The 25,462-nt window shown below is 72.0% G+C and carries 20 protein-coding genes; 14 read left to right on the plus strand and 6 right to left on the minus strand.

Features of this window, described 5'->3' with window-relative positions:
- The first annotated feature begins 17 nt into the window (after positions 1 to 17).
- The 4 genes from AC0665_RS33765 to AC0665_RS33780 are packed head-to-tail and all read left to right on the plus strand — an operon-like array spanning position 18 to position 7,123.
- Positions 18 to 2,210: a 1,4-beta-glucanase gene (locus AC0665_RS33765; protein WP_478706472.1), complete on the plus strand. Its 2,193-nt coding sequence runs from the start codon at positions 18 to 20 to the stop codon at positions 2,208 to 2,210.
- Positions 2,210 to 4,189, plus strand: a complete 1,980-nt coding sequence (locus AC0665_RS33770; RefSeq protein WP_478706473.1) for a beta-galactosidase — start codon at positions 2,210 to 2,212, stop codon at positions 4,187 to 4,189. The genes AC0665_RS33765 and AC0665_RS33770 overlap by 1 nt, the downstream gene beginning before the upstream one ends.
- Complete coding sequence (locus AC0665_RS33775) at positions 4,186 to 6,375, plus strand: glycosyl hydrolase family 95 catalytic domain-containing protein (protein WP_478706474.1); 2,190 nt, start codon at positions 4,186 to 4,188, stop codon at positions 6,373 to 6,375. The genes AC0665_RS33770 and AC0665_RS33775 overlap by 4 nt, the downstream gene beginning before the upstream one ends.
- Before the next feature lie 34 nt (positions 6,376 to 6,409).
- The gene (locus AC0665_RS33780) at positions 6,410 to 7,123 is read left to right on the plus strand and encodes a glycoside hydrolase family 12 protein (RefSeq protein ID WP_478609134.1); all 714 of its coding nucleotides are present in this window, start codon (positions 6,410 to 6,412) and stop codon (positions 7,121 to 7,123) included.
- Positions 7,124 to 7,153: 30 nt separating this feature from the next.
- Here the strand turns inward: AC0665_RS33780 and AC0665_RS33785 are convergent, their stop codons facing one another.
- From AC0665_RS33785 to AC0665_RS33795, 3 genes are all read right to left on the minus strand, one after another.
- Positions 7,154 to 8,341 carry a sulfotransferase family protein gene (locus tag AC0665_RS33785; RefSeq protein WP_478706475.1) on the minus strand — a complete coding sequence of 396 codons (1,188 nt, stop codon included), beginning with the start codon at positions 8,339 to 8,341 and terminating at the stop codon, positions 7,154 to 7,156.
- A 110-nt stretch (positions 8,342 to 8,451) separates the two neighbouring features.
- A complete protein-coding gene (locus tag AC0665_RS33790) occupies positions 8,452 to 10,494 on the minus strand; it encodes a glycoside hydrolase family 31 protein (RefSeq protein WP_478706476.1) in 2,043 nt (680 codons plus the stop codon).
- 104 nt (positions 10,495 to 10,598) lie between these two features.
- Entirely contained in the window at positions 10,599 to 11,612 is a 1,014-nt protein-coding gene (locus AC0665_RS33795; RefSeq protein WP_478507009.1) for a LacI family DNA-binding transcriptional regulator, read from the minus strand.
- Between the two features lie 348 nt (positions 11,613 to 11,960).
- Here AC0665_RS33795 and AC0665_RS33800 point away from each other — a divergent pair, with 348 nt between their 5' ends.
- The 7 genes from AC0665_RS33800 (at position 11,961) to AC0665_RS33830 (ending at position 21,273) form a co-directional block, all read left to right on the plus strand.
- A complete protein-coding gene (locus AC0665_RS33800) occupies positions 11,961 to 13,901 on the plus strand; it encodes an acyl-CoA dehydrogenase family protein (RefSeq protein WP_478706477.1) in 1,941 nt (646 codons plus the stop codon).
- Positions 13,902 to 13,999: 98 nt separating this feature from the next.
- Positions 14,000 to 15,256, plus strand: coding sequence for a 1-deoxy-D-xylulose-5-phosphate reductoisomerase (gene dxr / locus AC0665_RS33805; RefSeq protein ID WP_478507005.1), 1,257 nt, complete (start codon positions 14,000 to 14,002; stop codon positions 15,254 to 15,256).
- A gap of 8 nt (positions 15,257 to 15,264) precedes the next feature.
- Entirely contained in the window at positions 15,265 to 16,557 is a 1,293-nt protein-coding gene (locus AC0665_RS33810) for a M50 family metallopeptidase (RefSeq protein WP_468413213.1), read from the plus strand.
- A gap of 168 nt (positions 16,558 to 16,725) precedes the next feature.
- Complete coding sequence (gene ispG, locus AC0665_RS33815) at positions 16,726 to 17,883, plus strand: flavodoxin-dependent (E)-4-hydroxy-3-methylbut-2-enyl-diphosphate synthase (protein WP_363118090.1); 1,158 nt, start codon at positions 16,726 to 16,728, stop codon at positions 17,881 to 17,883.
- A 177-nt stretch (positions 17,884 to 18,060) separates the two neighbouring features.
- Complete coding sequence (locus tag AC0665_RS33820; RefSeq protein ID WP_468412873.1) at positions 18,061 to 18,909, plus strand: GNAT family N-acetyltransferase; 849 nt, start codon at positions 18,061 to 18,063, stop codon at positions 18,907 to 18,909.
- 25 nt (positions 18,910 to 18,934) lie between these two features.
- Entirely contained in the window at positions 18,935 to 19,465 is a 531-nt protein-coding gene (locus AC0665_RS33825; RefSeq protein ID WP_363118088.1) for a GNAT family N-acetyltransferase, read from the plus strand.
- A 107-nt stretch (positions 19,466 to 19,572) separates the two neighbouring features.
- Positions 19,573 to 21,273, plus strand: a complete 1,701-nt coding sequence (locus tag AC0665_RS33830; RefSeq protein ID WP_478609145.1) for a proline--tRNA ligase — start codon at positions 19,573 to 19,575, stop codon at positions 21,271 to 21,273.
- A 46-nt stretch (positions 21,274 to 21,319) separates the two neighbouring features.
- Here AC0665_RS33830 and AC0665_RS33835 read toward each other — a convergent pair whose 3' ends face one another.
- Genes AC0665_RS33835 through AC0665_RS33845 form a run of 3 tightly spaced genes read right to left on the minus strand, consistent with a single transcriptional unit; the run spans position 21,320 to position 23,262 of the window.
- Entirely contained in the window at positions 21,320 to 22,219 is a 900-nt protein-coding gene (locus AC0665_RS33835) for an aminoglycoside phosphotransferase family protein (protein ID WP_478706478.1), read from the minus strand.
- Positions 22,220 to 22,267: 48 nt separating this feature from the next.
- Complete coding sequence (locus tag AC0665_RS33840) at positions 22,268 to 22,732, minus strand: ferritin-like domain-containing protein (RefSeq protein ID WP_478706479.1); 465 nt, start codon at positions 22,730 to 22,732, stop codon at positions 22,268 to 22,270.
- The gene (locus AC0665_RS33845; protein ID WP_478706480.1) at positions 22,729 to 23,262 is read right to left on the minus strand and encodes a hypothetical protein; all 534 of its coding nucleotides are present in this window, start codon (positions 23,260 to 23,262) and stop codon (positions 22,729 to 22,731) included. Before AC0665_RS33845 ends, AC0665_RS33840 begins: the two co-directional genes overlap by 4 nt.
- A gap of 227 nt (positions 23,263 to 23,489) precedes the next feature.
- On the opposite strand from AC0665_RS33845, the gene rimP reads away from it, so the two are divergent.
- From rimP to AC0665_RS33860, 3 genes are all read left to right on the plus strand, one after another.
- Positions 23,490 to 23,990, plus strand: coding sequence for a ribosome maturation factor RimP (gene rimP, locus AC0665_RS33850; protein WP_468412863.1), 501 nt, complete (start codon positions 23,490 to 23,492; stop codon positions 23,988 to 23,990).
- Positions 23,991 to 23,992: 2 nt separating this feature from the next.
- Positions 23,993 to 24,991 carry a transcription termination factor NusA gene (gene nusA, locus AC0665_RS33855; RefSeq protein ID WP_468412861.1) on the plus strand — a complete coding sequence of 333 codons (999 nt, stop codon included), beginning with the start codon at positions 23,993 to 23,995 and terminating at the stop codon, positions 24,989 to 24,991.
- A 102-nt stretch (positions 24,992 to 25,093) separates the two neighbouring features.
- Entirely contained in the window at positions 25,094 to 25,390 is a 297-nt protein-coding gene (locus AC0665_RS33860; protein ID WP_366052631.1) for a YlxR family protein, read from the plus strand.
- Positions 25,391 to 25,462 lie beyond the last annotated feature (72 nt).

Raw genomic sequence — 25,462 nt, forward strand, 5'->3', positions numbered from 1 at the left:
ACGACGAGGTGTGTGTCATGCATGCGTCCAGCCTCAGCAGACGTGCCGTTCTCGCCGGGACCGCTGCCGCCGCCGCGGCCGTCTCCCTGCCGCTCACCCAGGGCCGGGCCCACGCCGCCGCCGGGAAGGGCGGATACCGCTGGCGCAACGTGGTCCAGGGCGGCACCGGGTTCATCACCGGCGTGCTGTTCCACCCCTCCGTGCGCGGGCTCGCCTACCTGCGGACCGACATCGGCGGCGCCTACCGTTGGGACGACCGGGCCGAGCGCTGGATCCCGCTCACCGACCACCTCGGCTGGGACGACTGGAACCTGCTCGGCGTGGAGGCGATGGCCGTCGACCCGGCGCATCCGAACCGCGTGTACCTCGCCCTCGGCACGTACACCCAGACCTGGGCCGGCAACGGGGCCGTGCTGCGCTCCGAGGACCGCGGCGCCATCTGGAAGCGCACCGACCTCACCGTGAAGCTCGGGGCCAACGAGGACGGGCGGGGTGCGGGGGAGCGGCTGCTCGTCGATCCGCGGGACAGCGACACCCTGTGGCTCGGCACCCGGCACGACGGGCTGCTCAAGTCCACCGACCGGGGCGCCACCTGGAAGGCCGTGAGTTTCCCGGCCACGCCCAGTGCCACCGGCCAGGGCGTCACCTTCCTGGTCGCCGCGGGCCGTACGGTCTATGCCGGCTGGGGCGACTCCGACGGCACCTCCGCGAACCTTTACAGAACCACCGACGGCACCACCTGGAAGGCCGTCCCGGGGCAGCCCACCGGCACCGCCGCCAAGGTGCCGATCCGTGCCGCGTACGACCGCCACACGCGCGAGCTGTACGTGACGTACGCCAACGCCCCCGGCCCCAACGGCCAGTCCGACGGCAGCGTGCACAAGCTGCGCACCAGCAGCGGGAAGTGGAGTGAGGTCACCCCGGTGAAGCCGGGCGGCACGACGGCCGACGGCTCCGCAGACTCCTTCGGCTACGGCGGCGTCGCCGTCGACGCCCGCCGCCCCGGCACGGTCGTCGTCTCCACCAACAACCGCTGGTCGCTGATCGACACCCTGTACCGCTCCACCGACGGCGGCCGCACCTGGACGTCCCTGAAGGACAAGGCCGTCCTCGACGTCTCCGAGACGCCGTACCTCAAGTGGGGCGGCGACGCCCCCAAGTTCGGCTGGTGGATCCAGGCCGTCGGACTGGACCCGTTCGACTCCCGGCACATCGTCTACGGCACCGGCGCCACCCTCTACGGCACCCGCGACCTCAAGCGCTGGGCCCCGCAGATCCGCGGTGTGGAGGAGGCGTCCATACGCCAGCTGGTCTCGCCCCCGGCCGGGCAGGCGCACCTGCTCAGCGGATCCGGCGACATCGGCGTGATGTACCACGAGCGGCTCACGGCGTCGCCCTCGCGCGGCATGGCGTCGAACCCGGTGTTCGGCACCTCCACGGGCCTGTCGCTGGCCGCGGCCAAGCCGTCGTACGTGGTCCGGGCGGGCTGGGGGGACCACGGCAACGGCGCCTACTCGAACGACGGCGGCAAGACCTGGACGCCCTTCAAGACCCAGCCGGACGTCGCCAAGTCCGCGCCGGGCCCGATCGCCACCAACGCCGACGGCCGTGTGCTGCTGTGGTCCTTCGGCACGGCCAACCCGGGCTACCGCTCGGCGGACAACGGCGCCACGTGGTCCGAGGTCGCCTCCTTCCCGAAGGGCGCCGCCCCGGTCGCGGACCCCGTCGACCCGGACCGCTTCTACGCCTTCGACACCACGACCGGCACCCTGCACGCCAGCACCGACGGCGGCCGGACCTTCACCGCCCGGGCCACCGGCCTGAGCACGGGCGACACCGAGTTCCAGCTGGTGGCGGCGCCCGGCCGCTCCGGCGACCTGTGGCTGAGCCTGAAGGGGAACGGGCTGTACCGCTCGACCGACGGCGGTGCGACCTTCGCCGAGGTCGCCGGCTGCCGGGCCTCGTACACCCTCGGCTTCGGCAAGGCCGCCCGTGGCGCCTCCTACCCGGCGCTCTACATGGTCGGCTCCACGCATACCATCACCGCCGTGTACCGCTCCGACGACGAGGCCAAGACCTGGACCCGGATCAACGACGACCGTCACCAGTGGGGCTGGACCGGCGCCACCATCACCGGTGACCCGCGCGTGTACGGCCGCGTCTACATCGCCACCAACGGGCGCGGCGTGCAGTACGGGGAGCCCGTCTGATGCCCGGGGGGACGCCGCCCGTCCTGAGCGACGCAACCCGGGGCCGGCTTCTCTTCGGCGGCGACTACAACCCGGAGCAGTGGCCGGAGGAGACCTGGTACGAGGACGTCCGGCTGATGAAGGCCGCCGGCGTCAACTCGGTCACCCTCGGCGTCTTCTCCTGGTCGACCCTCGAACCGGAACCCGGGGCGCGGGAATTCGGCTGGCTGGACACGCTGATGGACCTGATGCACGACAACGGCATCGGCGTCGTCCTCGCCACCCCGACCTCCTCGCCCCCGCCCTGGATGGGCCGGCTGCACCCCGACACCCTGCCCGTGACCGAGGACGGCCGCACCGAGTGGTGGGGCGGACGGCAGCACTTCTCGCACTCCAGCGCCACCTACCGGCGCTACGCGGCCGCCATCACCGAGGACCTGGCCGCCCGCTACGGCGGCCACCCGGCGCTCACCATGTGGCACATCAACAACGAGTACTGCACCTTCGACCACGGCGACGAGGCGGCCGCCGCCTTCCGGCGCTGGCTGCGGGAGAAGTACGGCACGCTCGACGCCCTCAACGAGGCGTGGGGCACCGCCTTCTGGAGCCAGGGCTACGACTGCTGGGACGGCGTCCTGCCGCCCCGCCTGCCGCACTACATGCGCAACCCCACCCAGGTCCTGGACTTCCGGCGCTTCACCTCCGACATGCTCCTGGAGTGCTACACCGCCGAGCGGGACATCGTCCGGCGGCACACCCCGCACATCCCGGTCACCACCAACTTCATGCCGCTGTGGTTCGGGCAGGACGCGTGGCGCTGGGCGCAGGAGGAGGACGTCGTCTCCGTCGACCTCTACCCCGACCCGCGCGACCCGCTCGGCGCCCAGAACGGCGCCCTGGTCCAGGACATGACCCGCTCCCAGGCACGCGGTCCCTGGATGCTGATGGAGCAGGCCGCCGGGCCGGTCAACTGGCGCGGTGTGAACCACCCCAAGCCGCGCGGCCTCAACCGGCTCTGGTCCCTCCAGGCCGTGGCCCGGGGCGCCGACGCCGTCTGCTACTTCCAGTGGCGGCAGTCCCGGCAGGGCGCGGAGAAGTTCCACTCCGGCATGGTCAGCCACGCCGGGGAGGAGGGCCGCACGTACCAGGAGGTCACGCGGCTCGGCGCCGACCTGGAGCGGATCGCCCCCGAGGTGAGCGGCCGGCACCTCACCGCCGGTGTCGCCGTCCTGCACGACTGGCACTCCTGGTGGGCCGGCGCCCACGACGGCCGTCTGTCCAGCCGGGTGGAGTACCCGGACGTGCTGCGCGCCTGGCACCGTGCCCTGTGGCAGGCGCACCTCACCACCGACTTCGCCCACCCCGAGCACGACCTGACGCCGTACGCGATGGTCGTGGTGCCCCAGCTGTACGCGCTCACCGACGCGGCCGTCGACAACCTCCTGGCGTACGCCCGCGGCGGCGGCACCCTGGTCTGCGGCTTCCTGACCGGTGTGGCGGACGAGGACGACCGGGTCCGTCCCGGCGGCATGGACGCCCGGCTGCGCGAGCTGTTCGGCATCCGCACCCTGCACGAGTGGTGGCCGCTGGACGAGGGGGAGACCGTCGCGTGCGAGGGCTTCGAGGGAACCCTGTGGTCCGAGGAGATCGAGCCCGCCGACCCCGACCACACGGCCTGCTACAAGGGCGGGGAACTGGACGGCATGCCCGCGGTGCTGCGCAAGGGCCGCGCCTGGTACGTCTCCACCCTCCCCGAGCCCGGGGCGCTGCGCGACCTGCTGGCGTCGGTCGCCGGGGGCGCGGGGGTCCGGCCGGTGCTCGACGGTCTGCCGGACCAGGTGGAGGCGGTACGCCGGGGGGAGCTGCTGTTCGTGCTCAACCACGGCCGTGAGCCGGTGACCGTCGAGGTGCCCGGCACCCACCACGACCTGCTGACCGGGACGGACGTCACCGACCGGGTCACGCTCGGCCGCTACGAGGCGGCGGTGCTCCGGCCATGACCGCCCCCACCCCCGTCCACGGCACCTGGGAACCGCACCCGGCCGACCGCTGGGAGGACGGCTTCCTCAGCGGCAACGGCCGGCACGGCGCCCTGGTCTACGGCGATCCGCACGCCGAGCGGGTCGTCGTCACGCACCACACCCTGCTGCGGCCCAACGGCAGGGACCCCCGCCCCCCGCAGCTCGCCGACGGGCTGCCGGCCCTCCAGGACCGCCTCCTGGCGGGCGACACGACCGCCGCCGAGGACTTCACGGACGGCCGCCCCCTGCAGTGGGTGCAGCCCTTCCACCCGGCCTTCCAGGTGCGACTGGGCGGGCCGCCGGGCGACCGGCGCGACTACCGCAGGGACGTCGACTACCCCACCGGCGTCGTGCGGGCCGGCTGCGCCGGCCGGACCAGCCGCGTGTTCGTCTCCCGCGCCGACGACGTGATCGTCCAGCAGGTCACCGGGCCCGGACTCACCCTCGACATCGACCTCGACCCCCGGCTGCCCGGCGCCCCCACCTCACTGGGCATCGGCCACGGAGCCGTCCTCACCCCCGAGGGCGCCCTGTTGAGCCTGCGCGTCCGCTACCCGGACAGCGACAAGGCCTGCACCGGCGTCAGCCACATCACCGTCACCGGCGGCACGACCACCCTGGTGCCGCCGGGCGTGCGCATCGAGGGCGCCCGGTCCGTGCTCATCCTGACGCGGGTGCACCGGCACACCGGCGAACTCGACGTGGTCGCCGAAGGCCGTGCCCTGCGCGACCTGCCCGGTGCCTACGACGAGCTCCTCGACCGTCACACCGCCTTGCACCGCACCGCCTACGAGCGCGTCACCCTCGACCTCGCCGCCGACCCCGCCGAACGGGCCCTGCCCGGCTCGGAGCTGCTGAAGCGGCCCCGCAGCGCGGCCCTGCTGGAGCGTCTCTTCGCCGCCGGGCGCTACCACCTGCTCTCCGCGAGCGGCCTCCTCCCGCCCCGCCTGACCGGCCTGTGGACCGGCGACTGGAACACCGCCTGGTCGGGCGCCTTCACCAACGACGCCAACCTCAACCTCCAGACCGCCTCGGCCGCTGCCGCCGCCCTCCCCGAGGTCACCGAGGCCCACGCGAACCTCGTCCACCGCCAGCTCCCCGACTGGCGCGACAACGCCCGCGCGGTCTTCGGCGCCCGGGGGGTCGTCGCCCCCGCGCACACCGACGGCGAGTCCGGGCACTCCTACCACTACAGCCGCGAGTACCCGCTGCACCTGTGGACCGCCGGTGCCGACTGGCTGCTCAAGCCGCTGGTCGACCACGACGAGACCCACGGCACCCGGGACCCGCGCACGGCCGCGGCCCTCGCCGACGTCGCGCTCTTCTACGAGGACTTCCTCACCAGGACGGACGACAACGGGCACCTCGTCGTCGTCCCCTCCTACTCACCCGAGAACCGGCCCGCCAATGCCGGATGGGGCACGATCAACGCCGCCATGGACCTCTCCGCGGCCCGCCACGCCCTGCGCACGGCCGCCGCCTACCACCCGGGCCCCGACGCCGACCGCTGGAACGCCCTGGCCGACCGGCTCCCGCCGCACCGGACCAACGAGGACGGGGCCCTGGCCGAATGGGCCTGGCCCGGCCTGAGGGACTCCTACGACCACCGTCACCTCAGCCACCTCTACGGCGTCTGGCCGCTCGACGAGATCACCCCCTACGACACTCCGGAACTCGCCGCCGCGGCCCACCGCGCCCTCGAACTGCGCGGCGCCGAGAACGACTCCGCGCACGGCCATCTGCACCACGCCCTCGTCGCGGCCCGGCTCCGGGACGCGGAGCGCGTCGCCCACGCCCTCGGCCAGGTCCTGGAGGGCGACTTCTTCCACGACTCCCTGATGAGCGCGCACTACCCGCACCGCGACGTCTACAACGCCGACGCCGCGCACACCCTGCCCGCCGTGCTGATCGAGATGCTCGTCCAGTCGACCCCCGACCGGCTGGTCCTGCTGCCCGCGCTGCCGGCCGCCTGCCCCGAGGGCGCCCTGCGCGGGGTGCGCACCCGCTTCGGGGCCGAACTGGACCTCACCTGGACGCGGGACGGCGCCACCGCCGTCATCCGGCCTGGCCGCACCCACCGCGTCGAACTGCGGACTTCCTCCGGCACGCGATCCCTCCCCCTGGTCGCCGGAGAAGACCACGTCGTCACCTTGAGGACGTGGTAGTTCCCCCCACCCCCCCACCCATGGAAGGGACACCATGGCATCACGCACCCTGAGCAGGGCCACCAAGGCCCTGCTGGCTCCCGCCCTGGCGCTCGGCGCCACCGTCGGCCTCGCCTCCGCCCCCGCCTCCGCCGCCGTCTGGAACTCCTGCGACCAGTGGGCCCGGACCAGCCTGAACGGCTACACGCTCTACAACAACATCTGGGGCGGCGGCGCCGGCAGCCAGTGCATCTGGGCCAACTCCGGTACCAACTGGGGCGTCTGGGCCAACCACCCCAACACCGGCGGCATCAAGTCCTACCCGAACCAGACGAAGGCGATCAACAAGTCGATCACCTCGCTGGGCTCGCTCTCCAGCAGCTACAACGTCAGCGTCCCGTCGTCCGGCGCGTACAACACCTCGTACGACATCTGGGACACCGACCACGACTACGAGATCATGCTCTGGGTCAACAAGACCGGACCCGTCGGCCCCATAGGCGCCTCGCAGGGCAGTGTCAGCCTCGGCGGCCACTCCTGGAACGTCTTCAAGGGCACCAACGGCGCCAACGAGGTGTTCTCGTTCATCCGCACCTCCAACTCCAGCTCCGGCACCGTGAACATCCTGCCGATCCTGAAGTGGATCAAGGACACCAAGCGGTGGATGGGCAACGAGACGATCGGTGACGTGCAGTTCGGCTACGAGGTCACCTCCTCGTCCGGCGGGCTGAACTTCACCACCAACAACCTGACGGTCAGCAGCAGCTGACCCGTCGCCGGGCCGGGGCCGGCCGTGCCGTCAGGCGCGGTCGACCCCGGCCCGCAGCGCGTCGTAGTCCGCGAAGGCCGACTGGACCTCGTCGCGGGTCAGACCGTAGCGGGACAGGTCGTAGGTGTGCTTGCGGGTGCCCTTGGGCCGGGCGACGGCCGCCGGGAGACGGGCCGCGTCGGCCTCGGTCCACCGGGCCCCGACGGCGGCGTAGAGCTTCGGGGCGCCGCTCGCGGGCTCGGAGCCGAGCCAGGAGTACGGAGCGTCCACCAACTGCCCCGTGGGGATCGCCGCCCGGGCCGCGAGCCCGCGTGCCATGGCACGGCTCAGCAGGCCCAGCCAGGTGGTGCCGATGCCGTGCGGGTCGACGGGCCGGGTGCTGACGGCCATGCCGTGCTCGATCAGGGAGCAGAAGGACGCCACCACGGTGACCGGATCGCGGTGGCACCACACGATCGTGGCGTCGGGGAAGACCCTCAGCAGCGCGTCCAGGTTCTCCAGGTGCATAGGGGACTTCAGCATCCAGCGCCGCCGCGGACGGCCGTACTGGAGCACCTGGTAGACCTGCTTGAGGTACCGGTAGTCGGCGGTGAAGTCCCGCGCGCGGTGCCACCGCTCGTACTCGGGGATGCGGGCCTGGGAGAACGGCATCAGCGCGTGCGGCAGCGCGAACGTGCACTCCTCGGGGCCCTCGGCGGCCATCGCGTGGATGTCGCGGAAGCGCGGTGCGAACAGGTCCGTGCCGCGCACCATCCGGCGCCCGGCCGCGATCGCCCTGCGCCGGTGCCGGGGCGGCAACTCCAGGTCGGGCGCGAGCAGTTCCCACAACAGGGGGGAGCGGTGCTCGTCGGAGACCGACAGCACGGAGTGAGTGACGGTGGTCGCGGTGCGGGGCAGCCCCACCACGAACACCGGCCTCTCGATCGGCTCCTCCTCGATCTCCGGGTGCTCGGCGATCAAGCGCAGCACGCGCGCCCGGTTGGCGAGGTGGCGCCGGACGTGCCCCTGAGCGGCCTGCCAGCCGACCGGGGTGAGGTGCTCGGCCTTCGCCCACCAGCCCAGCAACGCCCGGAAGTCGTCGACGAACTCCCGGTCGCCCGGCGCCTCCCCGGCTTCCACCACGATGCGGTCGAAGATCCGGCCGGGGTCCCGGCGGGAGCCGAAGGAGGGCCGCAGCGCCAGGCCGGCGAGGGTGAGGGCGAGCGGAGTCGAGGGCACGCGGAAAACCTACCTTCTGCAACTTCGAAGCGCTGGAGGGAAGTTCGCCGCACGGGCACGAGGGGATGGCCGGAAGACCTCCATCGATCCGGCCACCCCCTTCGACGCGGCTACTCCGCTACAGGCAGCCGCGCCCCGTCCCGCAGGAACAGCGGGATCCGGTCCAGCGGGGCGTCGACCGTCACGGCCCGGCCGCCCTCGTAGGTCTCACCCGTCCACGCGTCCGTCCACTCGGCCCCGGCCGGCAGGTACGCCGTCCGTGCCGTGGCACCGGCCGTCAGCACCGGGGCCACCAGCAGATCCGGGCCGAACAGGTAGGAGTCGTCGACCGACCAGGCCGCCGGGTCGTCCGGGAACTCCAGGAAGAGCGGCCGCATCACCGGCAGGCCCTCCTCGTGGGCCGCCCGCATGACGTCCAGCACATACGGCTTGAGCCGCTCCCGCAGCCGCAGGTACCGCTCCAGGATCGCCCCGGCCTCCTCGCCGTACGACCACACCTCGTTCGGGCCGCCGGTCATCTCCGGGCCGAGCGGCATGCCCGGGTCGCGGAAGCCGTGCAGGCGCATCAGCGGGGACAGCGCGCCGAACTGGAACCAGCGGACCATCACCTCCCGGTACGCCGGGTCGTCCGGGTCGCCGCCGTGGAAGCCGCCGATGTCGGTGTTCCACCACGGGATGCCCGACAGGGCCGTGTTGAGCCCGGCCGCGATCTGCCGGCGCAGGGTCGGGAAGTCCGTGCCGATGTCACCCGACCACAGGGCGGCGCCGTAGCGCTGGCTGCCCGCCCACGCCGAGCGGTTGAGGCTGACGATCTCATGCTCGCCGGTGGCGGCCAGGCCCTCGTAGAACGTACGGGCGTTCTCCGCCGGGTAAATGTTGCCGACCTCCAGGCCCGGGCCCGCCCAGTAGCGCAGGTTCTCCTGGAAGCCCGGCTTCAGCTCCGGTTCGCAGGCGTCCAGCCAGAACGCCGTGATGCCGTACGGGTCGAGGTAGTTCTCCTTCACCTTCGACCACACGAACTCCCGGGCCTCCGGGTTGGTCGCGTCGTAGAAGGCCACCTGGACGGTGGAGGCGACCTCCTTGTCGGGCCAGTCGGCGTGCGCCATCGGCCCGTACTGGGTGCCGATGAACCAGCCGCGCTGCTCCAGCACCGCGTGGTTCTCGCTCAGCGGCGACACCGACGGCCACACGCTCACCACCAGCTTGATGCCGAGTTCCTCCAGCTCACGCACCATCGCCGCCGGGTCCGGCCACTCGGCGGGGTCGAACTTCCAGTCGCCGAGGTGCGTCCAGTGGAAGAAGTCGCAGACGATCGCCGAGATGGGCAGACCGCGCCGCTTGTACTCCCGGGCCACCGCCAGCAGCTCGTCCTGGGTGCGGTAGCGCAGCTTGCACTGCCAGAAGCCCGCCGCCCACTCCGGCAGCATCGGGCTGCGGCCGGTCACCGCGCTGTAGCGGCGCTGGGCACCGGCCGGGTCGCCGGCCGTGATCCAGTAGTCGATCTGCCGTGCCGAGTCGGCGACCCACCGGGTGCCATTGTGCGCCAGCTCCACGCGGCCGATCGCCGGGTTGTTCCACAGCAGGGTGTAACCGCGGCTGGAGGTCAGCACCGGGATGCCGACCTCGGCGTTGCGCTGGACCAGGTCCAGCACCAGTCCCTTCTGGTCCAGGCGCCCGTGCTGGTGCTGGCCGAGGCCGTAGAGCTTCTCGTCGTCGTAGGCGGCGAAGCGCTGCTCCAGGCGGTGGTGGCCGTTGCCGACGGCCGTGTAGAGGCGGGAGCCGGGCCACCAGAAGTGCGCGCGGTCCTCGGCGAGGATCTCGGCGCCGTCCTCGGTGCGCAGGAAGCGGATCAGGCCCTCGGCGTTCACCTCGACGGTGAGCGCCCCGACGGTCAGCAGGCCCCGGCCGTCCTCGGTCTTCACCGTGGCCGCTGTCGCGGGGGCCTCGTCGAGCAGGGCCCCCGGCAGGCCGTCGAGGACCGGGCCGCCGAGCCGGGCACGCACCCGGACCGCGTCCGGACCCCACGGCTCGATCAGGACGGTCTCCTGGCGGCCGCTCCACTCCAGGGCGCCGTCCCGCTCGCGGAAGGTGCCGACGGTGGGGGAGGACTGCGCCAGGCTCACCTGGGGCTGGTTTTCGGCAGGCTGATTCACGTGGCGTGCTCCTGTGCTCCTGGAGGAGTGCAGACGGAGGTGTGCAGGCATGGCGGGGCCCCGGGAGGGGGCGGTGTTCGCGACGGCGGGGGGAAAGGGCGGGGCTACGACCGGCTCGGCGCCGGTCCCGTGCTCCCCCGGACCGTCAGCTCGGGCGCGATCAGCACGACCTCGTCGCTGCCGCGCCCCTCGAGTTTGGCGACCAGGTGGTCCACGGCGTGCCGGCCCATCTCCTGCGCGGGGATGGCGACCGACGTGAGCCGCACCGAGGCCTGCATCGCGACCTGGTCGGGGCAGATCGCGACCACGGACACGTCCTCGGGCACGGCCCGGCCCTGCTGCCGCAGCAGGGCGAGCAGCGGCTCGACCGCCGACTCGTTCTGCACGATGAGGCCCGAGGTGTCCGGGCGCTCGTCGAGGATCCGGGCGAGCGTCACGGCCATCGCGTCGTAGCCGCCCTCGCACGGCCGGTGCAGCAGCCGCACCCCCAGCTCCCGTGACCGGGACCTGAGCCCGTCGAGCGTGCGTTCGGCGAAGCCGGTGTGCCGCTCGTAGACGGCCGGAGCCTCCCCGATGACAGCGATGTCCTGGTGCCCCTGTTTGGCCAGGTGCTCCACGCACAGTGCACCGGTCGCCCGGAAGTCCAGGTCGACGCAGGTCAGGCCGGAGGTGTCGGCGGGCAGTCCGATCAGCACCGACGGCTGGTCGGTGGCGCGCAGCAACGGCAGCCGCTCGTCGTCCAGTTCGACGTCCATCAGGATCATTCCGTCGGCGAGCCCGCTGCCCGCCACGCGGCGCACCGCGTCGGGGCCCTCCTCACCGGTGAGCAGCAGCACGTCGTACCCGTGGGCGCGGGCGGAGGTCGCCACCGCGATGGCGATCTCCATCATCACGGGCACGTACATGTCCGTGCGCAGCGGGACCATCAGCGCGATGATGTTCGACTTGCTGCTCGCCAGGGCGCGGGCCCCGGCGTTCGGGTGGTACCCGAGCTCGCGGATGCTCTGCTCGACCCGCTCCCGGGTGTTCGCGGAGATGGACCGCTTGCCGCTGAGGACATAGCTCACCGTGCTCGCCGAGACTCCGGCGTGCTGGGCGACCTCGGCGAGGGTGACCATCCAGCTCTCCAAGCTTGTGTGAAGCGCTTCGACAGTGCGCGTTGCTGATACAGGTGGGGGAGGGTGGTTCGACACTAGCTCCAGCAGGAGTAGGTGTCCATAGGCTGTCGAAGCGCTTCGATGGCGATTTCGCGGAGCGCTCTCAAGGCCCGGGTCGCCGCCGGGACGGCATCTTGATGCAACACCGTCGTCGGGCGCGCGACAAGTGCCGGGGACACTCCGCCTCCTTCGGCTGAACGGACGCGCGAGGACTGGTGGGAGCGTCCGGATTCGGGTACCAACGATCCAGTAGCACTGGTCGGTAACGAAACGGTCCTCAAACTCCCTAGTTGCGGCGAGGTGCCCCTCATGTCCGCTTCCACCACTCCCTCTTCCCGTCCCGCCGTCACCGAGCGGGAGGCCCGCGAGGTGGCGGAGGCCGCCCGGGAACAGCACTGGCGCAAGCCCAGCTTCGCCAAGGAGCTGTTCCTCGGCCGCTTCCGGCTCGACCTCATCCACCCCCACCCCCTCCCGGACGACGAGGTGGCCCAGCGCGGTGAGGAGTTCCTCGCCAAGCTCCGCGACTTCGTCGAGACGAAGGTCGACGGGGCCCTGATCGAGCGCGAGGCCAGGATCCCCGACGAGGTGATCGACGGGCTGAAGGAGCTCGGCGCCTTCGGCATGAAGATCGACACCAAGTACGGCGGACTCGGCCTCGGCCAGGTGTACTACAACAAGGCGCTCGCCCTGGTCGGCTCCGCCAGTCCCGCGATCGGCGTGCTGCTCTCCGCGCACCAGTCGATCGGCGTGCCCCAGCCCCTGAAGCTGTTCGGCACCCAGGAGCAGCGCGAGCGCTTCCTGCCGCGCTGCGCCCGCACGGACATCAGCGCCTTCCTGCTCACCGAGCCCGACGTCGGCTCCGACCCGGCCCGCCTGGCCACGACGGCCGTGCCCGACGGCGATGAGTACGTCCTCGACGGCGTGAAGCTGTGGACCACCAACGGCGTGGTCGCCGACCTGCTGGTGGTCATGGCCCGGGTCCCGAAGTCCGAGGGCCACCGGGGCGGCATCACCGCCTTCGTGGTGGAGACGAACGCGCCGGGCGTCACCGTCGAGAACCGCAACGCCTTCATGGGCCTGCGCGGCATCGAGAACGGCGTCACCCGCTTCCACCAGGTCCGCGTCCCCGCCGCCAACCGCGTCGGCGAGGAGGGCCAGGGCCTGAAGATCGCCCTGACCACCCTCAACACCGGGCGGCTCTCCCTGCCCGCCTCCTGTGTCGCGGCCGGCAAGTGGTGCCTGAAGATCGCCCGGGAGTGGTCGGCGGCCCGCGAGCAGTGGGGCAAGCCCGTCGCGCACCACGAGGCGGTCGGCTCCAAGATCTCCTTCATCGCGGCCACCACCTTCGCCCTGGAGGCCGTGACGGACCTGGCCTCGCAGATGGCCGACGAGGACCGCAACGACATCCGCATCGAAGGCGCCCTCGCCAAGCTGTACGCCTCCGAGATGGCCTGGACGATGGCCGACGAGCTCGTCCAGATCCGTGGTGGTCGTGGCTTCGAGACGGCCGACTCCCTCCGGGCCCGCGGCGAACGCGCCGTCCCGGCCGAGCAGCTGCTGCGCGACCTGCGCATCAACCGCATCTTCGAGGGCTCCACCGAGATCATGCACCTGCTGATCGCACGCGAGGCCGTCGACGCCCACCTCTCCGTCGCCGGCGACTTGATCGACCCGGAGAAGTCCCTCGGCGACAAGGCCAGGGCGGGCGCGAACGCGGGCGTGTTCTACGCCAAGTGGCTCCCGAAGCTGGTCGCCGGACCCGGCCAGCTCCCCGCCTCCTACGGCGAGTTCAAACACGAGGTGGACCTCTCCGTCCATCTGCGCTACGTCGAGCGCACCGCCCGCAAACTCGCCCGCTCCACCTTCTACGCCATGTCCCGCTGGCAGGGCCGTATGGAGTCCAAGCAGGGCTTCCTCGGCCGGATCGTCGACATCGGCGCCGAGCTGTTCGCCATGAGCGCCTCCTGCGTCCGCGCCGAGCTGCTGCGCGGCCGGGGCGAGAACGGCCGCGAGGCCTACCAGCTCGCCGACGTCTTCTGCCGTCAGGCCCGCATCCGGATCGAGGAGCTCTTCACCCGCCTGTGGACCAACACCGACGACCTCGACCGCAAGGTCGTCAAGGGCGTCCTGTCCGGCACGTACGAGTGGCTGGAGCAGGGCATCGTCGACCCGTCGGGCGACGGCCCCTGGATCGCGGACGCGACACCGGGACCGAGCCGGAAGGAGAACGTCCACCGGCCGATCCGTTAGGCCCGGCCTTCCTGGGGGGCGTGCGCAAGGTGTGGCGCGCGCCCCTGGGAAGGGGATGCGCTGTCCTCACACACCCGCCTTACGGCAACAATGGAGCAATGAGCGACAGTCCAGCCCCCCTCGCCGACCCGCACCTCGTCCACGACCCCGTAGCGGGAGACGGTCCCAAGGACGTGGTGATCCTCGGCTCCACCGGGTCCATCGGCACCCAGGCCATCGACCTCGTGCTGCGCAACCCCGGCCGGTTCCGCGTCACCGGCCTCTCGGCCAACGGCGGCCGGGTCGCCCTCCTCGCCGAGCAGGCGCACCGGCTGCGGGTGCGGACGGTCGCCGTGGCCCGCGAGGACGTCGTACCGGCCCTGCGCGAGGCGCTCACCGCGCAGTACGGCCCCGGCGAGCCGCTCCCCGAGCTCCTCGCCGGCCCCGACGCGGCCACCCGGCTGGCGGCCTCCGACTGCCACACCGTCCTGAACGGCATCACCGGCTCCATCGGACTCGCCCCGACCCTGGCCGCCCTGGAGGCGGGCCGCACCCTCGCGCTCGCCAACAAGGAGTCGCTCATCGTGGGCGGCCCGCTGGTCAAGGCCCTCGCCAAGCCCGGGCAGATCATCCCGGTCGACTCCGAGCACGCCGCCCTCTTCCAGGCCCTGGCCGCCGGCACCCGGGCCGACGTCCGCAAACTCGTCGTCACCGCCTCTGGCGGCCCCTTCCGCGGCCGCACCAAGGCCGAGCTGGCGCACGTCACCGTCGAGGACGCCCTCGCCCACCCCACCTGGGCGATGGGCCCGGTCATCACGATCAACTCCGCGACCCTCGTCAACAAGGGCCTGGAGGTCATCGAGGCGCACCTCCTCTACGACATTCCCTTCGACCGCATTGAGGTGGTCGTGCATCCCCAGTCGTATGTCCACTCGATGGTTGAGTTCACGGATGGATCGACACTGGCCCAGGCGACCCCGCCCGACATGCGCGGGCCCATCGCCATCGGCCTCGGCTGGCCCGAGCGCGTCCCCGACGCGGCCCCCGCCTTCGACTGGAGCAAGGCTTCGACCTGGGAGTTCTTCCCGCTCGACAACGAGGCCTTCCCCTCGGTGAACCTCGCCCGGCACGTCGGCGAGCTCGCGGGCACCGCCCCGGCGGTGTTCAATGCGGCCAACGAGGAGTGCGTGGAGGCGTTCCGCCGCGGCGCACTGCCCTTCAACGGGATCATGGAGACCGTCACCCGGGTCGTCGAGGAGCACGGCACGCCGGGCACGGGAACCTCGCTCACCGTGTCGGACGTCCTCGAAGCGGAGACCTGGGCGCGGGCCCGGGCCCGGGAACTGGCGGCACAGACGGCGGAGGCCCGTGCATGACGACCCTGATGTTCATCCTCGGCATAGTCCTCTTCGCGGTCGGCCTGCTGTTCTCGATCGCGTGGCACGAGCTGGGACACCTGTCCACCGCCAAGCTCTTCGGCATCCGCGTGCCGCAGTACATGGTCGGCTTCGGCCCCACGCTCTTCTCGCGCAACAAGGGCGAGACGGAGTACGGCATCAAGGCCATCCCGTTCGGCGGCTACATCCGCATGATCGGCATGTTCCCGCCCGGCCCCGACGGCCGCATGGAGGCCCGCTCCACCTCCCCGTGGCGCGGCATGATCGAGGACGCCCGCACCGCCGCCTACGAGGAGCTCAAGCCGGGCGACGAGAACCGCATGTTCTACACGCGCGCCCCCTGGAAGCGCGTGATCGTGATGTTCGCGGGCCCCTTCATGAACCTGGTCCTGGCGGTGGCGCTGTTCCTCACCGTCCTGATGGGCTTCGGCATCACCCAGCAGACCACCACGGTCAGCTCGGTCTCCCAGTGCGTCATCGCGCAGAACGAGAACCGCGACAAGTGCCAGAAGGGCGACCCGGCCGCCCCGGCCGCCGCCGCCGGACTCAAGGCCGGCGACAAGATCGTCTCCTTCGACGGTGTGAAGACCGACGACTGGAACGAGCTCTCCGACCTCATCCGCGCCACCCCCGGCAAGGAGGTGCCGATCGTCGTCGACCGCAAGGGCCAGGACGTCACCCTGCACGCGAAGATCGCCACCAACCAGGTCGCCAAGAAGGACTCCAGCGGCCAGATCGTCGAGGGTCAGTACGTCTCCGCCGGCTTCCTCGGCTTCAGCGCCGCCACGGGCGTGGTCAAGCAGGACTTCGGCGAGTCCGTGACCTGGATGGGAGACCGGATCGGCGAGGCCGTCGACTCCCTCGCCGCGCTCCCCGGCAAGATCCCGGCCCTGTGGAACGCGGCCTTCGACGGCGCCCCGCGCGAGGCCGACTCCCCGATGGGCGTGGTGGGCGCCGCCCGGGTCGGCGGTGAGATCTTCACCCTCGACATTCCGCCCACCCAGCAGCTGGCCATGGCCCTGATGCTGGTCGCCGGCTTCAACCTCTCCCTGTTCCTGTTCAACATGCTCCCGCTGCTGCCGCTCGACGGCGGCCACATCGCGGGCGCGCTGTGGGAGTCGCTGCGCCGCAACACGGCGAAGGTGCTGCGCCGGCCGGACCCGGGCCCCTTCGACGTGGCGAAGCTCATGCCGGTCGCCTACGTCGTCGCCGGGATCTTCATCTGCTTCACGATCCTGGTTCTGATCGCGGACGTGGTCAACCCGGTGAAAATCTCCTAGCCATACGGTGTTCAGGGCGGCCCGGCACGCTTTTCCCCGGGCCGCCTCCCATCGGGTGGCACGGTGGGTGGGATGTGCCCGCGCCGAGGCATGTGCCGTAATCTCGAAGCTCGGAGCCCGCTGCTCACGGGACCGGACCTTGATCCACGACTTGGGGTTGCACAGCAGATGACTGCGATTTCTCTCGGCATGCCGTCCGTTCCGACCAAGCTCGCCGAGCGCCGCAAGAGCCGGCAGATCCAGGTCGGGTCCGTGGCCGTCGGCGGAGACGCCCCCGTCTCGGTGCAGTCGATGACCACGACGCGCACCTCGGACATCGGCGCCACGCTCCAGCAGATCGCCGAACTGACCGCCTCCGGCTGCCAGATCGTGCGCGTGGCCTGCCCGACCCAGGACGACGCGGACGCGTTGGCGACCATCGCCCGCAAGTCGCAGATCCCGGTGATCGCCGACATCCACTTCCAGCCGAAGTACGTCTTCGCGGCCATCGAGGCGGGCTGCGCGGCGGTCCGCGTCAACCCGGGCAACATCAAGCAGTTCGACGACAAGGTCAAGGAGATCGCCAAGGCGGCCCGCGACCACGGCACCCCGATCCGCATCGGCGTCAACGCCGGCTCCCTCGACCGGCGCCTGCTCCAGAAGTACGGCAAGGCGACCCCCGAGGCCCTGGTCGAGTCGGCCCTGTGGGAGGCGTCCCTCTTCGAGGAGCACGACTTCCGCGACATCAAGATCTCCGTCAAGCACAACGACCCGGTCATCATGATCGAGGCCTACAAGCAGCTCGCCGCCCAGTGCGACTACCCGCTGCACCTCGGCGTCACCGAGGCGGGACCGGCCTTCCAGGGCACCATCAAGTCCGCCGTGGCCTTCGGCGCCCTCCTCTCCCAGGGCATCGGCGACACGATCCGGGTGTCGCTGAGCGCGCCGCCCGCCGAGGAGGTCAAGGTCGGCCTCCAGATCCTGGAGTCCCTCAACCTCAAGGAGCGCGGTCTGGAGATCGTCTCCTGCCCCTCCTGCGGCCGCGCCCAGGTCGACGTCTACAAGCTGGCCGAAGAGGTCACCGCCGGCCTCACCGGCATGGACGTCCCGCTCCGGGTCGCCGTCATGGGCTGCGTGGTGAACGGACCCGGCGAGGCCCGCGAGGCCGACCTCGGCGTCGCCTCCGGCAATGGCAAGGGCCAGATCTTCGTCAAGGGCGAGGTCATCAAGACCGTCCCCGAGTCCAAGATCGTGGAGACCCTCATCGAGGAGGCCATGAAGCTGGCCGAGCAGATGGAGAAGGACGGCGTGGCCTCGGGCGAACCGTCGGTGGCGGTCGCGGGCTGAGCCCTTGGCATCGGCGGTTTCCCGGCGCCCCGTCTCTCAGGGGCGCGGGGAACCGCGCGCCCGGCCGCATCGGACCCGCACCCGCCGCCGAACCGTCCCCCACGGGCGGCCAGGCGTTGCCCCAAGCGGCGCAGCTATAGTGCGGAGACCAGCAACCCCAGTTCGTGAGGCCCGCACGTGTTGACCCAGACCACCTCACGGGTCCTCGAACCGAGCGACCTGGACGCCGCCCTCGCGGTCCTCGACCGCGAGCCGGTCGTGAACGCCTTCGTCACGTCCCGCGTGCAGATCGCCGGACTCGACCCGTGGCGGCTCGGCGGCGAGATGTGGGGCTGGTACGAGGACGGCACGCTGACCTCCCTCTGCTATGCCGGCGCCAACCTGGTCCCGATCTGCGCCGGTCCGCGCGCCGTTCGCGCCTTCGCCGACCGCGCCCGCCGGGCCGGGCGCCGCTGCTCCTCCATCGTCGGCCCCTCCGGCGCCACCTCCGACCTGTGGCGGCTGCTGGAACCCCACTGGGGACCGGCCCGCGAGGTCCGCCGCCACCAGCCGCTCATGGTCACCGACCGGCTCCCGGCCGACCTCACCCCGGACCCCTACGTCCGTCGCGTCCGCAAGGACGAGATGGAAACGATCATGCCGGCCTGCGTCGCCATGTTCACCGAGGAGGTCGGCGTCTCCCCGCTGGCCGGCGACGGCGGCCTGCTCTACCAGGCCCGCGTCGCCGAACTCGTCGGCTCGGGCCGCGCCTTCGCCCGCTTCGACTCCGACGGCAAGGTCGTCTTCAAGGCCGAGATCGGCGCCGCGACCGACCGCGCCTGCCAGATCCAGGGCGTGTGGGTGGCCCCCGAGTACCGGGGCACCGGCCTGGCCGCCCCCGGCATGGCGGCCGTACTGCGCTACGCCCTGGCCGACGTCGCCCCCGTCGTCAGCCTCTACGTCAACGACTTCAACACCGCGGCCCGGCGCGCCTATACGAGGGTCGGCTTCCGGGAGGTCGGCGCCTTCATGAGCGTCCTGTTCTGAATCACCCCCCTGTAGGCTCCCCGCCATGGACCTGGTGATCGGCCCCCTCGACCTCTCCGCCCACGTCGACGAGGCGCTGGCAGTCCAAGCCGTGGCCTTCGGTCTCGGCCCCGACGAAGTCGCCGTCCGCCGCCAGATCGTCCTCCGCCACATGACCTACCCCGGCGCCCGCGCCCTCGGCGCCACGGCCGGCGGCGACCTGGTCGGATTCGTCTACGGCATGCCCAACGACCGCACCCACTGGTGGTCCACCGTCGTCGAGCCCTACCTGCGCGACCGGCACAACGACCACTGGCTCGACGACTCCTTCGTGATCACCGAACTGCACGTCCACCCCGCGTACCAGAACCGCGGAGTCGGACGCTCCCTGATCACCACCATCACCGACGGCGCCGCCGAACCCCGCTCGATCCTCTCCGCGATCGACACCGACAGCCCCGCCCGCGCCCTCTACCGCTCCCTCGGCTACCAGGACCTGGCCCGCCAGGTCCTCTTCCCCAGCGCGCCGAAGCCGTACGCCGTGATGGGCGCCCCCCTGCCGCTGCGCCGCCGTTAACCGATTTCCACCGCCGCGCACCCCCCGGCTAACCTCCTGCCATCACCTTCCCCCGCTCCCGGGCCCGCCCGGGCGGGGGGATCCCCAGCAGCAGGAGCAGAGGAACCATGGCGAACGTACCGGTCCAGCGCATGTCCCAGTTGTTGGCGAAGACGTTGCGCGACGACCCGGCCGACGCCGAGGTCCTCAGCCACAAGCTCCTCGTCCGCGCCGGCTACGTGCGCCGCACCGCCGCCGGCATCTGGAGCTGGCTGCCCCTCGGCAAGAAGGTGCTGGCCAACGTCGAGCGGATCGTCCGCGAGGAGATGGACGCCGTCGGCGCCCAGGAGGTCCTGCTCCCCGCGATCCTGCCGCGCGAGCCCTATGAGGCCACCGGCCGCTGGGAGGAGTACGGCCCCGAGCTGTTCCGCCTCCAGGACCGCAAGGGCGGCGACTACCTCCTCGGCCCCACCCACGAGGAGATCTTCACCCTCCTGGTGAAGGACCAGGCGTCCTCCTACAAGGACCTGCCGGTCATCCTCTACCAGATCCAGAACAAGTACCGCGACGAGGCCCGCCCCCGGGCCGGCATCCTGCGCGGCCGCGAGTTCCTGATGAAGGACTCCTACTCCTTCGACACCGAGGACGAGGGCCTCGCCAAGTCCTACGCCCTGCACCGCGAGGCCTACCAGAAGATCTTCGCGCGTCTCGGCCTCGACTACCGCATCTGCGCCGCCACCGCCGGCGCCATGGGCGGCTCCAAGTCCGAGGAGTTCCTCGCCCCCGCCGAGGCCGGCGAGGACACCTTCGCCGACTGCCCGAACTGCGACTTCGCCGCCAACACCGAGGCGATCACGTACGAGCTGAAGCCCGTCGACGCCGCGGACGTGCCCGCCGCCGAGGACATCCCCACCCCCGACACCCCGACCATCGAGACCCTCGCCGCCTCCCTCAACGTCCCGGCCTCGGACACCCTGAAGAACCTCCTGGTGAAGGTCGACGGCGAGATCGTCGCCGTCGGCGTCCCCGGGGACCGCGAAGTCGACATGGACAAGGTCGAGGCGCACTTCGCCCCGGCCACCGTCGAGCTGGTCACCGAGACGGACTTCGCGGCCCGCCCCGATCTGGTCCGCGGCTACGTCGGACCGCAGGGCCTGGACAAGGTCACCTACATCGCCGACCCGCGCGTCGCCCCGGGCACGTCCTGGATCACCGGCGCCAACAAGGCCGGCACCCACGCCAAGAACGTCGTCGCGGGCCGTGACTTCGAGGTCGACGCCTACGTCGACGTCGTCGTCGTGCAGGAGGGCGACCCCTGCCCCAAGTGCGGCACGGGCCTCGTCCTGGACCGCGCCATCGAGATCGGCCACATCTTCCAGCTGGGCCGCAAGTACGCCGACGCCCTCAAGCTCGACGTCCTCGGCCAGAACGGCAAGCCGGTCCGCGTCACCATGGGCTCCTACGGCATCGGCGTCTCCCGCGCGGTGGCCGCCCTGGCCGAGCAGACCGCCGACGACAAGGGCCTGTGCTGGCCCGCCGAGGTCGCCCCGGCCGACGTCCACGTGGTCGCCGCCGGCAAGGCCCTGCAGACCGAGCTGGCCCTCGACATCTCCGGGAAGCTGGCCGCGGCCGGTGTCCGCGTCCTGGTCGACGACCGCCCCGGTGTCTCCCCGGGCGTCAAGTTCACGGACTCCGAGCTGATCGGCGTACCGCAGATCCTCGTGGCGGGCCGCCGCGCCGCCGAAGGCGTGGTCGAGCTGAAGGACCGCCGTACCGGCGAGCGTGAGGAGCTGACGGTCGAGGAGGCCGTCGCCCGCCTCACGGCGTAGCACCGAGAGCGCCGGGCGGCCGAACCCCTTCGGTCCGCCCGGCGCCCTACAGCCACCCGGCGAACTCCAGGAGCAGTTCCGCGTCCCGGGGGCGTCCGACCCGGCCGGCCCGCACCCCCGACTCCACGGCCCGGAACAGGGTCCAGCCCCGCAGCCGGTCCTGGTCGACGTCCAGGGACTCGGCCAGCCGCTTCACCCGCCGCCGGGTCGTGGCCGCGCCGGACGGCTGGGCGATCAGGTCCTCGACCCGGTCCCGGACCAGCCGGGCCAGATCGAACGCGCACTCCCCGACCACCGGGTCGGGCCCCACGGCCAGCCACGGCGTCCGCGTCCCGGCGAGGACCTTGCTCTGCCGGAACGTGCCGTGCAGCAACCGGTGTTCGGGCGGCGAGGCCAGCAGCTCCTCGCGCGCCGCGAGGGCCAGGTCGACCAGCGGGGCCACCTCGGGCTCGGCCCGCGCCCGCGCCCGCATCGCCTCGGCCTGCCTGCCGGTCCGCTCGGCCACGGTCTCGAAGGGGAACTCCGCGGGCGGTTCGACCCACAGCCGCCGCAGCGTCCCCGCCGCCTCCAGCAGGGCCTTCGCCTCCGGCAGCGACCGCACCGAGACATCCGGATGCAGCCGCTCCAGCAACAGGACGCCCTCCGTCGAGAAGGGTTCGAGCAGCTGCACGGCACCCCGCCCGGCCCACTGCGCGAGCGCGGCCCGCTCCGCCTCCGGACGGGCCCGGCCCGGCGCCAGCTTGAGCACGGCCGGTGTCCCGTCCGCCGCACGCACCAGCACGACCAGGCTGCTGCGCCCGCCGGGCACCTGCACCCGCTCCACGGTCAACTCGCGTAGCGCGACGGCACTCCGCACCGCCTCGGGCAGTTTCTCCAGCCAGTCGTCACCGTCGGGCGCGGTCTCCCTGAGCGCCCTGACCAGGCGCTCAGGCGGTTCGACAACCATGCGCGAGTCGTTCCCTTCGTGCTGTGCGCGGTGCGTGCCCCGCGCGGGTCACGCCGTCGGCGCCGCCGAGGGCGGGGCCGTGCCGGCCCGCTCGGCGAGCCCAGGGAAGGCTACGCTCCCGCCGCGCCAGCGCACGGCTCGCACCGCCGCCTCCCGCAGCGCCTCGGCGGCCAGGGCCCGTCGCCCGCCGGCCGCCGCGCGCACCAGGTCGGCGTAGACCCCGGCCACCCGGTCCTCCAGCTCGGCGGCGAACCGTACGGCCGCCGCCGCGTCCGGGACGGCGAACGGCAGCGCGTACCCGGCGGACGCGGCCACCGGCCGGCCCCCCAGGTCCTTCACCTCACGCACCAGGGCGTCCCGGCGCGCCCGGTGTGCGTCATAGGCAGCGACGGCCTCGGCGCGCTGGCCGTCGCCGATCTTCCCGCCGACGACGCCGTAGCCGTACACCGCCGCGTGCTCGGCCGCCAGAGCCGCCTGGAGGGCCCTGAGCTCCCGTTCCTTCGCCTCGCTCACGTGTCGCCCTCCGTCAGCAGGAACACGTGCGCCGCCCCGGCCGCGGCCACCGACGCCAGCAGCCGCGCCAGCTCACCCGGCACCGCGCCCAGCGCCTTGGTCCGCCGGTCCGCGAGCTCCCGCTCCGCGGCGGCGAGCCCGGCGAGGGCCTCCTTGTCGTTGCCCGGCACGGCAGCGGACGGGGACGGCGAGGCCGAAGCGGACGCCGAGGGCGACGCGGCAGCGGACGCCGGGGGCGACGCCTCGCGGCCACCTCCGAACGCCCGGGCATGCCGTACGACCTCCTCGCGCAGCGGCCGCAGCCGCCCCGCGAGCCCCGGCCGGGCGGCCATCACCGCGTCATACCGCTCCACCAGGCCCTCGCTGTCGCGGGCCGCACGCGCGCGGGCCCGGTCGGCGGCCGACGCGGCGGCCGGGCCACCGGATTCCCCGCCGGTGCAGCCCGACAGGGCGAGGGCCGCCGGGGCGACCGCGAGCAGGCTCCTTCTGCGCGGCCCCGAGCGGGCACGCGGCGATGGGGGGAACGGCACGTCAGACGTCCTCGGGGCTCGTGTCGAGAAACATTCGAGAAACATTCGAGAAAGAAGGGACTGTGAGGGCTGCACGCCCGTGATCACGGTACCCGGGCCCTTGCCCGGCATCACTCAGCGGCACCGTTCGTGACCGGGTGGACGGCAACACTCCCTGCGACCGGATACCCTTTGACCAGACACGCGACCCATCCCACAACAGCACACGCGGCCGAGGAGTCACCCGGATGAGCACCACCCAGAGCGAGAGGCTGCGAGAGCTACTGGAGCCGCTCGTCACCTCCCAGGGCCTGGATCTCGAAGAGATCGAGGTGGACTCCGTCGGACGCAAGCGTGTGCTGCGCGTGGTGGTCGACTCTGACACGGGCGCCGACCTGGACCAGATCGCCGATGTGAGCCGCGCGCTCTCGGCGAAGCTCGACGAGACGGACGCGATGGGCGAGGGCGAGTACACCCTCGAGGTCGGCACCCCGGGCGCCGAGCGCCCCCTCACCGAGCACCGCCACTACGTGCGCGCCACGGGCCGGCTGGCGAAGTTCCAGCTGGCCGAGGGCGGCGAGCTGGTCGCCAGGATCCTGAAGGTCGACGACGAGGGTGTCGACACCGAGGTGCCCGGCGTGAAGGGCCGCAAGCCCACCGCGCGCAGACTCGCCTTCGACGACATCGTCCGGGCGCGTGTCCAGGTCGAGTTCAGCCGCAAGGACAACAAGAAGGAAGAGGAGGCGTAGCCGTGGACATCGACATGAGCGCCCTGCGGGGCTTGGTTCGGGAGAAGGAGATCTCCTTCCCCTTGCTGGTCGAGGCGATCGAGTCGGCCCTCCTCATCGCCTACCACCGCACCGAGGGAAGCCGCCGTCACGCGCGCGTGGAGCTCAACCGGGAGACCGGCCATGTGACCGTGTGGGCGAAGGAGGACCCCGACGACCTCGAGGAGGGCCAGGAGGCCCGCGAGTTCGACGACACCCCGTCCGGTTTCGGCCGTATCGCCGCCACCACGGCCAAGCAGGTCATCCTGCAGCGCCTGCGCGACGCCGAGGACGACGCGACGCTCGGCGAGTACGCCGGCCGTGAGGGCGACATCGTCACCGGTGTGGTCCAGCAGGGCCGCGACCCGAAGAACGTGCTCGTCGACATCGGCAAGCTCGAGGCCATCCTGCCGGTGCAGGAGCAGGTGCCGGGGGAGAGCTACCAGCACGGCATGCGGCTGCGCAGCTACGTGGTCCGGGTGGCCAAGGGCGTCCGCGGCCCGTCCGTGACGCTGTCGCGCACGCACCCCAACCTGGTGAAGAAGCTCTTCGCCCTGGAGGTGCCCGAGATCGCCGACGGGTCGGTGGAGATCGCCGCGATCGCCCGTGAGGCCGGTCACCGCACGAAGATCGCCGTGCGGTCCACCCGCTCCGGCCTGAACGCCAAGGGCGCCTGCATCGGCCCCATGGGCGGCCGCGTGCGCAACGTCATGGCCGAGCTCAACGGTGAGAAGATCGACATCGTGGACTGGTCGGACGACCCGGCCGACATGGTGGCGAACGCGCTGTCCCCGGCCCGGGTCTCCAAGGTGGAGATCGTGGACATGGCGACCCGGTCCGCCCGGGTGACCGTGCCCGACTACCAGCTGTCCCTGGCCATCGGCAAGGAGGGGCAGAACGCCCGCCTCGCCGCCCGGCTGACCGGCTGGCGGATCGACATCCGCCCGGACACCGAACCGGCCGGGAACGGATCCGAGGAATAGATCCAAGCCGCGGGCCGTTCAGATCACGACAGGTTCATGCGCGCCAACTGTTCGAATCCTGCCCCAAAGGGGTGAGGCGCGCACGGGGAGGTAGACTTAACTGTGTCTGGCCGGACGCGCGACCGAGCATGCCCTGAACGCACGTGTGTGGGGTGCCGGGAGCGAGCGGCCAAGGCCGGGCTGCTGCGGATCGTGGCGATCGAGGACGCATGTGTCCCTGATCCACGCGGTACGCTGCCCGGCCGGGGTGCGTACGTTCACCCCGCACCGGTCTGTCTCGACCAGGCGGTACGCCGCCGGGCGTTCCCGCGGGCACTGCGCGTCCCGGGACCGCTCGACACAAAGGCGTTGCGCCGATACGTCGAGCAGACGACAGTTGCCGAGCAGGCAACACGGTAAGACGTGCCGTACGGAACCCCGTGCGGCTAGGTACCTCGCGAGTCGAAAGCAGGTCGAGATTGCGATGAGCAC

The organism is Streptomyces sp. NPDC043685 (assembly GCF_056436585.1).

Excerpts from the sequence above, each read along its gene's own strand:
- AC0665_RS33775 (WP_478706474.1), top strand. The coding sequence starts at position 4,186 with ATGACCGCCCCCACCCCCGTCCACGGCACCTGGGAACCGCACCCGGCC.
- AC0665_RS33765 (WP_478706472.1), top strand. The coding sequence starts at position 18 with ATGCATGCGTCCAGCCTCAGCAGACGTGCCGTTCTCGCCGGGACCGCT.
- ispG (WP_363118090.1), top strand. The coding sequence starts at position 16,726 with ATGACTGCGATTTCTCTCGGCATGCCGTCCGTTCCGACCAAGCTCGCC.
- AC0665_RS33830 (WP_478609145.1), top strand. The coding sequence starts at position 19,573 with ATGGCGAACGTACCGGTCCAGCGCATGTCCCAGTTGTTGGCGAAGACG.
- AC0665_RS33770 (WP_478706473.1), top strand. The coding sequence starts at position 2,210 with ATGCCCGGGGGGACGCCGCCCGTCCTGAGCGACGCAACCCGGGGCCGG.
- AC0665_RS33800 (WP_478706477.1), top strand. The coding sequence starts at position 11,961 with ATGTCCGCTTCCACCACTCCCTCTTCCCGTCCCGCCGTCACCGAGCGG.
- AC0665_RS33825 (WP_363118088.1), top strand. The coding sequence starts at position 18,935 with ATGGACCTGGTGATCGGCCCCCTCGACCTCTCCGCCCACGTCGACGAG.
- AC0665_RS33780 (WP_478609134.1), top strand. The coding sequence starts at position 6,410 with ATGGCATCACGCACCCTGAGCAGGGCCACCAAGGCCCTGCTGGCTCCC.
- AC0665_RS33835 (WP_478706478.1), bottom strand. The coding sequence starts at position 22,219 with ATGGTTGTCGAACCGCCTGAGCGCCTGGTCAGGGCGCTCAGGGAGACC.
- AC0665_RS33795 (WP_478507009.1), bottom strand. The coding sequence starts at position 11,612 with ATGGTCACCCTCGCCGAGGTCGCCCAGCACGCCGGAGTCTCGGCGAGC.
- dxr (WP_478507005.1), top strand. The coding sequence starts at position 14,000 with ATGAGCGACAGTCCAGCCCCCCTCGCCGACCCGCACCTCGTCCACGAC.
- rimP (WP_468412863.1), top strand. The coding sequence starts at position 23,490 with ATGAGCACCACCCAGAGCGAGAGGCTGCGAGAGCTACTGGAGCCGCTC.
- AC0665_RS33810 (WP_468413213.1), top strand. The coding sequence starts at position 15,265 with ATGTTCATCCTCGGCATAGTCCTCTTCGCGGTCGGCCTGCTGTTCTCG.